Below are 13782 nucleotides of genomic sequence, written 5' to 3' on the forward strand. Positions count from 1 at the left end.
GCTCGCCTAACATGGCGGAAGACGCAGGGGTTGCAGTTAATACCTGCACAAGACGCCTGATTAGGAGCGCGAATGCCTGACCTTAATCTGCTGATTACCCTGGATGCCTTGCTCGCCGAGGGCAGCGTCGCTGGCGCGGCCAAGCGTTTGCGCCTGAGCCCCTCGGCCATGAGCCGCGCCTTGGCGCGCTTGCGTGAAACCACCGGTGACCCGTTGCTGGTGCGTGCCGGCCGTGGCCTGGTGCCGACGCCACGGGCCTTGGCGCTGCGCGAACACGTCGGCCGCCTGGTGCTGGACGCCCATGCCGTGCTGCGCCCCGCGCAAACCCTGGACATGGCCCGGGTCGAGCGCACCTTCACCCTGCGCACCAGTGACGAGTTCGTCGAAAACTTCGGCCCGGCCTTGCTCGCGCGCATCGCTGAGGACGCGCCTGGCGTGCGCCTGCGCTTCGTCAACAAGACCGACAAGGACAGTGCCTGGCTACGCGATGGCAGCGTTGACCTGGAAACCGGCGTGGTCGATGCCAACGCCAGCCCCGAACTGCTGACCCAGGCGCTGTTTCGCGATCGCTTGGTCGGCGTGGTGCGCAGCGGCCATTCCCTGAGCCTGGGTGAGATCAGCGTGCAACGCTATGCCGAGGGCCAGCACGTCTACGTGTCCCGGCGCGGGCAAGACCGTGGGCAGATTGACGACGCGCTGGAAGCCCGGGGCTTCAGCCGGCAGATCGGCACGATTGTCACCGGCTTTTCCACCGCCATCGCCCTGGCCCGCGCCACCGACTTGATCGCCAGCGTGCCCGAACGCTACACCGCCCACCAACGCGAAGGCCTGCACAGCTTTGCGCTGCCCTTGGCGTTACCGGCCTTTACCGTGGCGATGCTCTGGCACCCGCGCCTGGACGCCGACCTGGGCCATCGCTGGCTGCGTGGATGTTTGCGTGAGGTCTGCGGGCCGCAGCAGGTACAATCCCCGCAGCCTTGACGCGAAACCCCAGGAATTTGCATGTTCATCCTTACCCGTTACACCGCGCCGTGCCCTGCGCCCATCAGCGACCAGATCCTGCAGATGGTGGTGGACAACCTCACCGACATCAGCAGCGTGGCACTGCCGCCGAGCAACCTGCTGTACAACATCTACCAGTACGCCACGGGCTTTGAGGTGCATCTGTACCTGGAGGCCTTGAATGGGGCGAAGGGGATTGCGGTCGAGTTGATTGTGGCCACCGCCACGCTGGACCCGGAGAAAGTCATCGGTTTTGTGCTGTGCTTGCCGGTGAAGGATGACCCCCAGGCCTGTGGCATCGCGTTTATGGCGGTGCAAGCCGGTTTCCGGCGCCAGGGCGTGGCGCGCACCCTGATGGGCGATGTGCTGGAGCGTTATCCTCACGCTGAATTGAACTGCGCCGTAGAAAAAGTCCCGGCCTTCGAAGCCATGGGCTTCCAGGTGCGTGGTGCGCGGGACACCCAGGTGGTGATGAATACCCGCAGCTACGGTACCGACGGGTTGATGGGTGTGCTGGATGTGGCGGCGATCTACAGCTCGCTGGAAGTGCGGCAGATTCATACCTACCTGCTGCAAAAGCACGGCAAGCGCGCGATGGTGGATGCGGAGAAGCAGCGCGACCGGCACCTGGATCAACTGGCGCGCAAGGTACTGTTGTTTGTGCAGGGGCGGGGCTGAAATCTAGTTTTCTGTGGGTGATTGGTTGTTTGGGCCACCGCTATCGCAGGCAAGCCAGCTCCCACATTTTGACCGTGTGAACCCGATCAAGTGTGGGAGCTGGCTTGCCTGCGATAGCGCCCTCACTGCCTACCCACCATCCCCAGAATCATCTCAAACAACTCCCGCTGCGCCTCTTCCCGGCTGAGTTCACCACTGGCCGCCGCCTGGGACAAGGCTTCCGCCGCCCCGAGCATCGCCCGCAAACCAGCCCGGGACACCTTGCCACCGGGTGCAAACGGTGACAACGCGGCGCTGCATTTATCGAGGAAGATCGCCTCGTACTGGCGCTTGAGGGTTTCCAGCTCCGGCGAGCTGCTCAACGCCGCGATCACCCCAGGGATTTCCCGTCCCTGCAACAGCACGCAATCGACATAGGACGCGGCAATCACCCATGCCCGGTCCTCCAACGTCGCATTGCTTGCTTCGATAGCCTCGGCAAACACCTGGTTCTGGCGCCCGTCGAAATCGGCATACAGCGCGGCCAACAACCCGCCGCGGGTGACGAAGTGATCGTAGACCACCGGCTTGGTGACACCCGCCAGTTCCGCCAGGCGGCCCAGGGTCAGGGCGTCGGTGCCTTCATCGCGGACCAGTTGCCAGGCCACGTCCAACAGTTGACGCAGGCGATCTTCGCGCGACAGGCGACGACGTGGGGCAGGGGATTCACTGCTTGACATGCTTATATACCAAAAGTAACTTACCAAAGGTAACTTAAGCCCAGCCTAAACCGAAATGGAGTCAATGTCATGCACGCCTTGATCGTAGTCTCTCATCACGACCCGCAATCCCTGACCCACAGCATCGCCCTGCAAGCCGCCGCAGGACTGACCGCTGCCGGCCATACCTTTGAAATCGCCGACCTCGCCGCCGAAGGCTTCGACCCGCGCTACGGCGCCGCCGACCAGCGCGTGCATCGCGCCCGCGCCACGCCGCCGGCGGATGTACTGGCCGAGCAAGCGCGTATCGACCGCGCCGATGCGCTGGTGCTGGCGTTCCCGATCTACTGGTGGTCGCTGCCGGGTCTGCTCAAAGGCTGGGTCGACCGTGTGTTCGTCAACGGCTGGGCGATTGATTACGGCCCTGACAGGCCGGTGGTGAAAAAACTGCGGCACTTGAACGTGCACCTGCTGGCCGTGGGGGCGGCGGATGAAAGCGCGTTCGATCGCCACGGTTATGCCAAGGCCATGCGTACGCAGATCGACCACGGCATCTTTGATTACTGCGGGGCCAAGGTACTCACCTCCGAGTTGTTGCTGGAATCGGAAAGCGGCACTGCCGAGGCGCATCTGCGCAAAGCGCACGTGATCGGGCAGGGCTTGTTTCAGCAGGAGACCGTCGCGGGCTGATTCAGCCTTCGCGAAACAGGTCGTGGGCGTCGAGCAGGCGGTAGGCAATTTCCGGGCGGTTTTCCATGCCCCGGCGAATCGCTGCTGGAATCGCTTGGCGGGTCTTGCGACACAGGCCCGGAAACGGCTCGATGTCGATCTGGATACCGCGCATGCTCTTGACCTCGGTGTGCCCCGGCGCCACCTGCACGCGGATGCCCAGTTGCTGGTACATCAGCTGTTGCATGCGCTCCAGGTCTTGCAGGCTCTTGAGGTCTTCGAGGCGCGCGATCAGCTTCTTCTCTTCCTGACGCGTGAGGGTGAGGATGCGCGCGTCGGCGCCAGGAGTTTGCAGCAGTTGCTCGCGGTCGCAGTCGCAAGCGCCGGGTGGGCAGGGTTGGCGAATAGTCATGTGCATGGCCTCCCCATTCCGACGCTGCCGGCTCAGTAGCTGAGTTGCACCCCAAGACTGCCCAGGGCCTTCCAGTATTCAGGATAGGTCTTGGCCACGCAGTCCGGGTCCTGAATGCGGATGCCCGCCACTTTCAAGCCGGCCAGGGCAAAGCACATGGCGATGCGGTGGTCGGCGTGGGTGTCGATCAGGGCATTGCACGACGTGCCGGCCAGCGCCGGGTCGCTGGCGACGAGCAGGTCGTCGCCTTCGATGGTGGCCAGGCCCGGGCGGATTTCATTCAAGCCGTCGTGCAGCGCCTGCACGCGGTCACATTCCTTGACCCGCAGGTTGGCCAGCTCGGTGAAACGCACCGGGGTGTTGTTGAACGCGGCCAGCACGGCCAGGGTCGGGATGGCGTCCTGCATCTGCGAGCCCACCACTGTGGCCTGCATGTCTGGGAACTGGGCGATCACGGCCTGGGCCTTGGCGTCCGGCTGGGTGAAGTCCTGCGCGGCCACGCCGATGTCGATGCGGCCAGCGGTCAGCACTTCGGCCGCCCACAGGTAGGTGGCGGCGGAGGCGTCCGGCTCGATCAGGTAGTCGTGGGCGGTGTAGCCGGTCGGCGCGACGCGCCAGGTGGTGTCGTTCACGGTCTCGACCTGGGCACCGAAGGCGCGCATGCAGTCCAGGGTCAGGTCCACGTAGCCACGGGCGCCGATGTCCTTGCCGGTGAGTGCCACTTCAATCGGCGCTTCGCCACAGGCCGCAAGCATCAGCAGGGCCGACACGTACTGGCTGGACAAGCCGCCGTCGATCTCGAAACGCTTGGCCTGGACCTTGCCCACGCCGTGCACGGTCACCGGTGGGCAACCGGTTGGGCTGTCGACCTGGATGCCGTTTTCGCGCAGGGTCGCCAGCAGCGGGCCGATCGGACGCTTCTGCATATAGTCGTCGCCGGTCAGCACTACGGTGCCTTCGACGGTGGCGACGGCGGCGGTGAGAAAGCGCATCGCGGTGCCGGCGTTGCCGAGGAACAGCGGTTGGGCGGGCAGTTGCAGCTTGCCGGAACCGGTGACCACAAAGGTGGTGTCATCCGGCTCGTCGATGGTCACGCCCATCTGGCGCAGGGCCACCGACATATGGCGGGTGTCATCGCTCTTCAACGCGCCGCTCAGGCGGCTGGTGCCCTTGGCCAGGGCGGCCAGCAACAGGGCGCGGTTGGTAATGGATTTGGAGCCGGGGGGCGCGACCTTGCCATTGAGGGGGAAATTGGGCGGTGTAACGGTCACGGTTTTCTGCGAACTCAAGGTACAAGGCTCCTGATTCAAGGCAAGGTGGTACGGAGTGGCCGACGGGCGGACCCGAATAATCGGCCAAACCAGCAGTACTTGTCGAGGTTTAGCGCTGGCTCAGCCAGTAATCGTGCAGGGCACGCGCGGCCGGTTCGATCTGGCTGACACGCTGTTGGTGCGCTGCTACGTCCAGGTCGGCCGGCAACTCGAAATTGTCCTGCTCGGCACACCAGGAGATTTTCTCCAGTTCGCCGGCCTGCACTGCAGGCAGTGGCGGCCAGTTGCCGATGGCTGCGCCACGGATATAACCAAAGCACCATTCTTCGGCGAGGGTCACGGTTTGGCCCTGGTGTTCGGTATCGTCGAAACGTGCCTTGAAGCCCTGCGCGTCGGTCGCCAGTTGCCCGGCCAGGGTATTGATATGGCGCACGCACAGTTCGAGGAAGCGTTGCGCCTCGTCCATGCTTTCCCACTCGGGGTTCTGCCCGCCCCAGATCGCCGGGAACCACTCGGCCACGTCCACCTGTGCCGGGCTCGACACCAGGGCGGTGAAGTAGCCGTCCAGTTCGGCGAGGTTCAGCACCGAATGGTCGTCGCCGTACTTTTGCAGGGTGTCTTCGACAAACTCGAATTCGGCCGGGGTGAGGGGTTGGGCGTGCATGGGCATATCCTTTAAACGTCGAGCGCCGCTGATGGGGCGGCTTAAAGCGCGAAGGATGGCGTGTGCGCCGGGTTTTATCCAGCGTTTTCCAGTCCCGCTTTTGGCCGATGCGCCGTGGCGCACCCTTGTTATAGTTCGGCCCTTATCACTCGCCAGTCAGGGATCACTGCCATGTCCGAATACCAAGCTTTCGTCGTCGAACTCACTGGCAACGTTGCCCATGTGCAGATCAATCGCCCGGAAAAGATCAACGCGATGAACGCGGTGTTCTGGACCGAGATCATCGAGATCTTCCAGTGGATCGAAGACACCGATGCGGTACGCGCGGTGGTGCTGAGTGGCGCCGGCAAGCATTTCTCGTCGGGCATCGACCTGATGATGCTGGCCTCGGTGGCCAACGAGTTCGGCAAGGACGTCGGCCGCAATGCGCGCCTGCTGCGGCGCAAGATCCTTGAGCTGCAAGCCTCGTTCAACGCCGTCGACAACTGCCGCAAGCCGGTGCTGGCGGCGATCCAGGGCTACTGCATCGGCGGTGCCATCGACCTGATCAGCGCCTGCGACATGCGCTACGCCGCCGAGGGCGCGCAGTTCTCGATCAAGGAGATCGACATCGGCATGGCCGCTGACGTCGGCACCCTGCAGCGCCTGCCGCGTATTGTCGGTGACGGCATGCTGCGGGAACTGGCCTACACCGGCCGGCAGTTCGGCGCGGAAGAGGCGCGCAGCATTGGCCTGGTCAACCGTGTCTACCCCGATCAAGAGAGTCTGCTGGCCGGTGTGCTGGAGATCGCCCATGAAATCGCCGCCAAGTCGCCGATTGCCGTGACCGGCACCAAAGCCATGATCAGCTACATGCGTGACCATACAGTCAATGATGGTCTGGAATACGTTGCCACCTGGAACGCGGCTATGTTGCAATCCAACGACCTGCGCGTGGCCATCGCGGCCCATATGAGCAAGCAGAAACCCGAATTCGTGGATTGACTGATATGACCCCAGGCTGGATTACCACAACACTGCTGGACAACGAAACCCCTGGCGGCTGGGCTGTCGCCCGCAGCCGCGAGGGTTTTTTGCATGACAGCAATGGCCCGCTGTTCCCCCGCGAATGGCTCAAGCGCCAGGACCTGTCGGTGTTTGCCGAACATGGCATCGGCCACCTCGACGGTGAGCCGGTGTATTTGCTGGAGCTGAACGCGCCGGCCGACGTGCCGGGTTGCAGTTGGCAAGGCCTGCGCGCCTTTATGCTGCAAGGCGATCATACCTTGTACAAAGTGTTGGGCTACGCCGCGCAGATCGGCACCTGGGCGCGGGAGCACCGCTTTTGTGGGAGTTGTGGCCAGGCCATGGTCCAGGTGCCACACGAACGCGCGATGTTTTGCCAGGCCTGCGACCTGCGCAGCTACCCACGGATCTCGCCGAGCATGATTGTGCTGGTGACCCGTGGCGACGAGATCCTGCTGGCGCGTTCGCCGCGGTTTGTCACTGGCGTGTACAGCACGCTGGCGGGGTTTGCCGAGCCGGGCGAGTCGGCCGAAGACTGCCTGGTGCGCGAAGTGCGAGAGGAAGTGCAGGTGGAGGTCAAGAACATCCAGTACATGGGCAGCCAGTGCTGGCCGTTTCCCCATTCGATGATGCTCGGCTTTCATGCCGAATACGCTGGTGGTGACATCGTGCCCCAGGCCGACGAGATCGAAGACGCGCAGTGGTTCAACATCCACAACCTGCCGCCGTTGCCGGCGTCACGTTCGATTGCGCGCTACCTGATCGACCTCTACCTGGCGCGGCGCTTAGGCCACGCTGAACCAGTGCTGCCAGGCTAGGCGCACCGTCAGGCCCAGCACCACGGTGATAAACACCGGGCGAATGAACTTGGCGCCGCCGCTGATCGCGCTGCGTGCGCCAAAGAATGCGCCGCCCATCACGCAGACGCCCATGGTCAGGCCGACGATCCAGTCCACGGTGCCGTTGAAGATAAACACCGACAGCGCTGCCGCGTTGCTGACAAAGTTCATGCTGCGCGCCACGCCGCTGGCCTTCACCAGGTCGACCGGGTACATCAGCATCGTGCTGACGGTCCAGAACGCGCCTGTGCCGGGGCCTGCGACGCCATCGTAGAAGCCCAGGCCGAAGCCCTGGGTGGATTGCCATTTCTTCTTGATCGGTGCGTCCGCAGCCGGCGGCGCCTTGGGCGTGCCGCCGAACAGCAAATACAGGCCGCAACCAAAGACGATCACCGGCAGCATCTTGTTCAGGGTTTCGGCGGGCAGGTAGTGCGCGACCACCGCCCCGGTCAGCGCGCCGATAAAGGTGCCGACGATGGCGTGCACCCACTGGCGCGGATGAAACAGCTTGCGGCGGTAAAAGGTGAAGCTGGCGGTGGCCGAGCCAAAAGTGGAGCTGAGCTTGTTGGTGCCCAGTACCAGATGCGGCGGCATGCCGGCGGTGAGCAGGGCGGGCGTGGTGAGCAAGCCGCCACCGCCGGCGATGGCGTCGATAAAACCGGCGACGAAGGCCACGGCGGCGAGAATGGCGAGGGTGGTGAGGTCAACGCTGAGTTCGAAGGGCATGGGCAGGGCTTATTATTGGCAGGGCGCTATGCGGAGGGCCGCCATCTTACTGCCAGATGTACATAGATCCAAATGTGGGAGCTGGCTTGCCTGCGATGGCGGTCTGTCAGCAAAAAATCTGGGGCTGACCCACCGCTATCGCAGGCAAGCCAGCTCCCACATTTTCAGACCGTGCCCGCTTGAATCAGCGGCGTGCTTCGATCCACTCCAAAGCCGTACGCCAGATGCAAATGCCAAGGAAGTACGCCGACATCAGCGACCACAACCCAAACGTCCACGGGTTGGTGTTCGGATAATCCACCACCATCAAAAAGCTGCACAGCAACCAGATCGTGGTCACCGCGATATTGATTGGCATAAAGCGCTTCACGCGGAACGGGTGCAAGAACTTCATCGGCGTCACGGTGAGCAGGGCCAGGCCGATCACCGTGAGCAAGGTCACCCAGGCATCTGGCTGGATGATGTACACGCACAGCGCCACCACGTTCCAGGCAGCGGGGAAGCCGACGAAGTAGTTGTCCTTGCTCTTCATGTTCACGTTGCAGAAGCAGAACAACGACGACACCAGGATCACCGACACGGTGAACAGGTGGGTAAAGTCCGGCAGGTCGATGTAACGATAGATAAACAATGCTGGGATAAACACGTAGGTCAGGTAGTCGATCACCAGGTCCAGCACCGAGCCGTCAAAGCTCGGCAGCACTGTGCTGACGTTGACCCGTCGCGCCAGGGAACCGTCGACACCATCGACCACCAGCGCCAGGCCCAGCCACAGCAGGCAGGCCTTGGGCGAGTTTTCCAGCAGCGCCAGGGTGGCCAGGAAGGCCAATACCACACCGGTGGCGGTAAAGCCGTGGGCGCCCCAGGCTTTGAGTCTGGCTACATGCAGGGTCGATATCACGGGCGGTTCTCCAAAAGGTGAAACGGGGCAGCCGACAACGTGACGCCGTCGAGTCTGGCCAGGGAATGCAGGTATCGACCGGCAAGGGGAGGATATGGTTCACCACCCGGTGCAAGTCTAAGCGTAGCAAGCGCGGGCCGTTTCGGCATCAGCCTTGACGGAACACCAGGGCTTTCAAGCCACTTTGCGCATCAATATCCGGAAATTCCGGTGGGTTTTCCAGACGTTCGACAAAGCGCAGCCCCGGTGCTTCGCGGGTCACACCGTCGATCAGGAAGTCTTCACCGAAGGCCGGGTCGTTCATGCAGGCCAAGACCGTGCCTTGCGCCGTCAGCAGATCCGGCAGGCGGCGCAGCACGCGCTGGTAGTCCTTGGTCAGCAGGAAGCTGCCTTTCTGGAACGATGGTGGATCGATGATCACCAGGTCATAGGGGCCGCTGTGGGTGACTTTGGCCCAGGACTTGAACAGATCGTGGCCGAGGAACGTCACCTGGCTCAGGTCGTGACCGTTCAGGCGATGGTTGTCGCGGCCTCGGCTGAGGGCGCCACGGGCCATGTCCAGGTTCACTACATGGTCGGCGCCGCCTTCGATGGCCGCCACGGAGAAGCCGCAGGTGTAGGCGAACAGGTTGAGGACGCGCTGGCCCTTGGCCTGTTCACGCACCCAGTTGCGCCCGTAGCGCATGTCGAGGAACAGCCCGCTGTTCTGTTTTTTACCCAGATCGATCAGGTAACGCAGGCCGCCTTCGGTGATGGTCAACTCATCGACGGGATTGCCCACCAGCCATTCGGTGGTGCTTTGCGGCAGGTAGCGGTGTTGCAGGGCGACGGTGTGGGCGCTCAACTGCGTTTGCAGCAACTGCTTCAGGGCATCCAGCTGTTCAGCTTCCGGCTCCTTGAACAGCGAGACCAGCACCACGCCTTGCAACCAATCCACCGTCAGTTGCTCCAGGCCCGGCCAGCAGCGCCCACGGCCGTGGAACAGGCGCCGGGTTTCGCTGGGCGGGGTCGCCAGGGCGGTGAGCAAGTGGGCGTGCAGGGTGGCAAGGGCGTCTGGGTTCATCGTTTAACGTCGTTCGTTGAGCGGGCGGCATTTTAAACACAATGCCGAGGGTTCGGGGGACTTGAGCACAACGTGCTGAGGAAAGGCGGATTGCCAGTGAATCATGCTCAAACTTCAGATTTTTGCGCCTGATATCAGGCAAAAAATCCTCTGGCACCGACATAAACTGGAAAAAAGCCTGGAGGTGCCCATGAACGGTTTCGCAAGCGCGGTGAATCACACAGCCCTGGATCAACAAGAGTTGGATGAGTGGCGCGACGCCCTCGCGTCCCTGGTCGCCAACGCCGGCCCCGCGCGGGCCCGGCAGATCCTCGACTTGCTGGCCCGTGAAGGCAGCGCGCCGCACATCGACTGGAAGCCGCGTCACGGCACGCCCTATATCAATAGCATCAGCGTCGAGCAGCAACCGGCGTTTCCTGGCGACCTCGCCACCGAAGAGCGCCTGGCCTCGCTGGTGCGCTGGAACGCCCTGGCCATGGTGGTGCGGGCCAACCAGGCCTACGGCGAACTCGGCGGGCATATCGCCAGCTACGCCAGTGCGGCGGATTTGTTCGAGGTGGGCTTCAACCACTTCTTCCGTGCGCGCAACGCTGGTTTTGGCGGCGACCTGGTGTTCTATCAGCCCCATTCCGCCCCGGGCATCTACGCGCGGGCGTTTCTGGAGGGCCGCTTGAGCGAAAACGACCTGGCCCACTATCGCCAGGAAATCGGCGGCCCAAGGGCCAGCGCACGCGGGTTGTCCAGCTATCCCCATCCGTGGTTGATGGCGGACTTCTGGCAGTTCCCTACGGGTTCGATGGGAATCGGCCCCATCAGCTCGATTTTCCACGCGCGTTTCATGCGCTATCTGCAACATCGCAATTTGCTCGACACCACTGACCGTCACGTCTGGGGCGTATTCGGCGACGGGGAAATGGACGAGCCGGAAAGCATGTCCGCCCTGACCCTGGCGGCCCGCGAAGGCCTGGACAACCTGACCTGGGTGGTCAACTGCAACCTGCAACGCCTCGACGGCCCGGTGCGTGGCAATGGGCGGATCATCGACGAACTGGAAGCCTTGTTCGCCGGCGCGGGCTGGAACGTGATCAAGCTGGTCTGGGGCTCGGATTGGGACGCCTTGCTGGCCAAGGATAGCGATGGCGCGCTGGTCAACACCTTGTCGCAGACCGTGGATGGCCAGTTCCAGACCTTCGCTGCCAAGGACGGGGCCTACAACCGCGAACACTTCTTCGGCCAAAGCGAATCCCTGGCCAAACTCGTGGCGGGCATGAGCGACGAACAGATCGACCGCCTCAAGCGCGGCGGCCACGACATGGTGAAGATTCACGCGGCCTACCATGCGGCGCGCCGGGTCAAGGGCAAGCCCACGGTGATCCTCGCCCAGACCAAGAAGGGCTTCGGCATGGGCGAGGCCGGGCAGGGCAAGATGACCACGCACCAGCAGAAGAAACTCGACCGCGAGGCGTTGATCGCCTTTCGCAATCGCTTCCAACTGCCGCTGAGTGATGAGCAGACCGAATCCCTGAGCTTCTTCAAGCCGGCCGATGACAGCCTGGAAATGCGCTACCTGCACCAGCGCCGTCACGCCCTGGGCGGCTATGTGCCGAGCCGTAGCCAGCACGCCGCAACGGTCAGCGTGCCGCCCATGGCGGGCTACGGCGGGTTTGCCACGGCGGCCGACGGCAAGGAAATGTCCACCACCATGGCCTTTGTGCGCATGCTCACCCACTTGCTCAAAGACAAAGCCTTGGGCCCGCGCATCGTGCCCATCGTCGCCGACGAGGCGCGCACCTTTGGCATGGCCAACCTGTTCAAGCAAATCGGCATCTATTCCAGCGTCGGCCAGCGCTATGAGCCGGAAGACATCGGCTCGATCCTCAGCTACCGCGAAGCCACCGACGGGCAGATCCTCGAAGAGGGCATCAGCGAAGCCAGCGCCATCAGCTCCTGGGTCGCGGCGGCCACCAGCTACTCGGTGCATGGCCTGCGCATGCTGCCGTTCTACATCTATTACTCGATGTTCGGCTTCCAGCGGGTGGGCGACCTGATCTGGGCCGCCGCCGATCAGCGCGCCCGTGGCTTCCTGCTCGGCGCGACGGCAGGGCGCACCACTTTGGGCGGCGAAGGCTTGCAGCATCAGGACGGCAGCAGCCATCTCATGGCCGCCACGGTGCCCAACTGCCGCGCCTACGATCCGGCGTTTGCCGGGGAATTCGCGGTGATTCTCGACCACGGCATGCGTCAGATGCTGGAACGCGAGGTGGATGAGTTCTACTACGTGACGCTGATGAACGAAAACTACCCGCAGCCCTCGCTGCCCCAAGGGGTGGACGCGGCGATCATCAAGGGCATGTATCGCCTCGAAGGTGCGGATGATGCCAAGGTGCGCCTGCTCGGTTCGGGCACGTTGGTGCGCGAGGCGCAAGCGGCGGCACAGTTGCTGGCGGACGATTGGCAGGTGACCAGCGAAGTGTTCAGTGTCACCAGCTACAGCGAACTGGCACGTGATGCGCGCGAGGTGGAACGGTGGAATCGCCTGCATCCGCAAGCCCCTGCACGCATCAGTCATGTGACGGAGTGCCTGCCCAAGGGTGCACCAGTGGTGGCTGTGTCGGACTATGTGCGGGCGGTGCCGCAGATGGTCGCGTCATACCTGGATTCCGGCTACACCGTGCTGGGCACTGACGGGTTCGGGCGCAGTGATACGCGGGCGGCGTTGCGGGATTTCTTTGAGGTGGATCGGTATCACATCGTACTGGCGGCGCTGACGGCGTTGGATACGCGGATGGGTCAGCAGGCGATTGAGAAGTACGGCTTGCAGACAGAGCGTGATCCGTCCTGGATCTCCTGAACAAACGAGATCAACTGTGGGAGCTGGCTTGCCTGCGATGGCGGTGTACCAGTCGATAAATGTGCTGACTGACACTCTGTCATCGCAGGCAAGCCAGCTCCCACAGGGGTTTTGTGCTGTGGCTTAGAAGGTGGCGATCAGGGCCGGCCCAAACGCTTCCTTGAGGAAGCCTGGGGCGATATAGCGCTCGTAGTGCGCTTCGGACAACAGGAAAAACTCGCGGTCGATGGCATCCCGCAAGTCAGCCAGCTGCCGCTCACGAAACTCCGGCAGCAACGCCAACCCATACGCATCCAGCCTGGAAATCACCCGCGCCCCCCGGGCGATCAACTGGTACGCCCAGCAATACGGCGACTGGTGCGGCATAAAGCGGATCTTGCGGTTCTCCAGTTGCTGGCGCAGCAGGTGCGGATCAAACACCTCCAGCTTGCTGGCCATCACTTGCACCAGCAATTGCTCCAGGCGCAGCCACACCGCCTGTTTTTCCTCGGCGTTGTAGCCGTTCCACTGGATCACTTCGTGGTGATAACGCTTGCAACCCCGGCAGACCAGGTCACCGTAGACGGTGGAGCACAGGCCGATGCAGGGGGTCTTGATGGTTTGGTTGGGCATAAGTGGCTTGCTTGCAAAATCTAGAGAACACCGCGGACCCAATGTGGGAGCGGGCTTGCCCGCGATGGCGGTCATTCAGTCAATACATCGCTGACTGATCCACCGCTATCGCGGGCAAGCCCGCTCCCACAGGGTGTCCGCGTGGTTGATTAGTCCCAGCTCAGCGCGCCGCCAGTCTGGTACTCGATCACACGGGTCTCGAAGAAGTTTTTCTCTTTCTTCAAGTCCATGATCTCGCTCATCCATGGGAACGGGTTAGTCGTCCCTGGGTATTCTTCCTTCAAGCCAATCTGCGACAGGCGACGGTTGGCGATGAACTTGAGGTAGTCCTCCATCATCGCCGCGTTCATGCCCAGTACACCGCGCGGCATGGTATCGCGGGCGTATTCGA

The 13782-nt window shown here is 62.9% G+C and carries 15 protein-coding genes; 6 read left to right on the plus strand and 9 right to left on the minus strand.

The window, feature by feature from the left end:
- Nucleotides 1–72 precede the first annotated feature (72 nt).
- Both J1G37_RS25265 and J1G37_RS25270 read left to right on the plus strand, forming a co-directional pair.
- On the plus strand, nt 73–981 hold the full coding sequence (locus J1G37_RS25265) for a LysR family transcriptional regulator (protein WP_207046131.1): 909 nt from the start codon (nt 73–75) through the stop codon (nt 979–981).
- Nucleotides 982–1002: 21 nt separating this feature from the next.
- Nucleotides 1003–1680 carry a GNAT family N-acetyltransferase gene (locus J1G37_RS25270; RefSeq protein ID WP_207046133.1) on the plus strand — a complete coding sequence of 226 codons (678 nt, stop codon included), beginning with the start codon at nt 1003–1005 and terminating at the stop codon, nt 1678–1680.
- A 122-nt stretch (nt 1681–1802) separates the two neighbouring features.
- On the opposite strand, the gene J1G37_RS25275 is transcribed toward J1G37_RS25270, so the two are convergent.
- The gene (locus J1G37_RS25275) at nt 1803–2399 is read right to left on the minus strand and encodes a TetR/AcrR family transcriptional regulator (protein ID WP_207046135.1); all 597 of its coding nucleotides are present in this window, start codon (nt 2397–2399) and stop codon (nt 1803–1805) included.
- Nucleotides 2400–2468: 69 nt separating this feature from the next.
- On the opposite strand from J1G37_RS25275, the gene J1G37_RS25280 reads away from it, so the two are divergent.
- A complete protein-coding gene (locus tag J1G37_RS25280) occupies nt 2469–3068 on the plus strand; it encodes an NAD(P)H-dependent oxidoreductase (RefSeq protein WP_207046137.1) in 600 nt (199 codons plus the stop codon).
- A gap of 1 nt (nt 3069) precedes the next feature.
- On the opposite strand, the gene J1G37_RS25285 is transcribed toward J1G37_RS25280, so the two are convergent.
- From J1G37_RS25285 to J1G37_RS25295, 3 genes are all read right to left on the minus strand, one after another.
- Nucleotides 3070–3459: a hypothetical protein gene (locus tag J1G37_RS25285; RefSeq protein WP_207046139.1), complete on the minus strand. Its 390-nt coding sequence runs from the start codon at nt 3457–3459 to the stop codon at nt 3070–3072.
- 32 nt (nt 3460–3491) lie between these two features.
- Nucleotides 3492–4748 (minus strand): 3-phosphoshikimate 1-carboxyvinyltransferase, encoded by a 1257-nt coding sequence (locus tag J1G37_RS25290; RefSeq protein ID WP_207046141.1) that lies wholly within the window; start codon nt 4746–4748, stop codon nt 3492–3494.
- Nucleotides 4749–4839: 91 nt separating this feature from the next.
- On the minus strand, nt 4840–5394 hold the full coding sequence (locus J1G37_RS25295; RefSeq protein ID WP_207046143.1) for a UPF0149 family protein: 555 nt from the start codon (nt 5392–5394) through the stop codon (nt 4840–4842).
- A gap of 171 nt (nt 5395–5565) precedes the next feature.
- Here J1G37_RS25295 and J1G37_RS25300 point away from each other — a divergent pair, with 171 nt between their 5' ends.
- The gene (locus J1G37_RS25300; protein ID WP_207046145.1) at nt 5566–6378 is read left to right on the plus strand and encodes a crotonase/enoyl-CoA hydratase family protein; all 813 of its coding nucleotides are present in this window, start codon (nt 5566–5568) and stop codon (nt 6376–6378) included.
- 5 nt (nt 6379–6383) lie between these two features.
- Entirely contained in the window at nt 6384–7217 is an 834-nt protein-coding gene (gene nudC, locus J1G37_RS25305) for an NAD(+) diphosphatase (RefSeq protein WP_207046147.1), read from the plus strand.
- Here nudC and J1G37_RS25310 read toward each other — a convergent pair.
- The 3 genes from J1G37_RS25310 to J1G37_RS25320 form a co-directional block, all read right to left on the minus strand.
- A complete protein-coding gene (locus J1G37_RS25310) occupies nt 7185–7964 on the minus strand; it encodes a TSUP family transporter (protein ID WP_207046149.1) in 780 nt (259 codons plus the stop codon). The genes nudC and J1G37_RS25310 overlap by 33 nt on opposite strands.
- A gap of 184 nt (nt 7965–8148) precedes the next feature.
- Nucleotides 8149–8865, minus strand: a complete 717-nt coding sequence (gene pcsA / locus J1G37_RS25315; RefSeq protein ID WP_207046151.1) for a phosphatidylcholine synthase — start codon at nt 8863–8865, stop codon at nt 8149–8151.
- A 148-nt stretch (nt 8866–9013) separates the two neighbouring features.
- Nucleotides 9014–9928: a class I SAM-dependent methyltransferase gene (locus J1G37_RS25320; protein ID WP_207046153.1), complete on the minus strand. Its 915-nt coding sequence runs from the start codon at nt 9926–9928 to the stop codon at nt 9014–9016.
- A gap of 190 nt (nt 9929–10118) precedes the next feature.
- Here J1G37_RS25320 and mdeB point away from each other — a divergent pair, with 190 nt between their 5' ends.
- Complete coding sequence (gene mdeB / locus J1G37_RS25325; RefSeq protein ID WP_207046155.1) at nt 10119–12779, plus strand: alpha-ketoglutarate dehydrogenase; 2661 nt, start codon at nt 10119–10121, stop codon at nt 12777–12779.
- Nucleotides 12780–12902: 123 nt separating this feature from the next.
- Here the strand turns inward: mdeB and J1G37_RS25330 are convergent, their stop codons facing one another.
- Both J1G37_RS25330 and J1G37_RS25335 read right to left on the minus strand, forming a co-directional pair.
- Nucleotides 12903–13391 (minus strand): DUF1289 domain-containing protein, encoded by a 489-nt coding sequence (locus J1G37_RS25330; protein WP_207046156.1) that lies wholly within the window; start codon nt 13389–13391, stop codon nt 12903–12905.
- A gap of 149 nt (nt 13392–13540) precedes the next feature.
- On the minus strand, nt 13541–13782 hold a 242-nt coding region (locus J1G37_RS25335; protein ID WP_021491295.1), incomplete at its 5' end, for a ribonucleotide-diphosphate reductase subunit beta.

Origin of the sequence: Pseudomonas sp. Marseille-Q1929 (assembly GCF_017316265.1) — a bacterium.
Taxonomy (GTDB): Bacteria; Pseudomonadota; Gammaproteobacteria; order Pseudomonadales; family Pseudomonadaceae; genus Aquipseudomonas.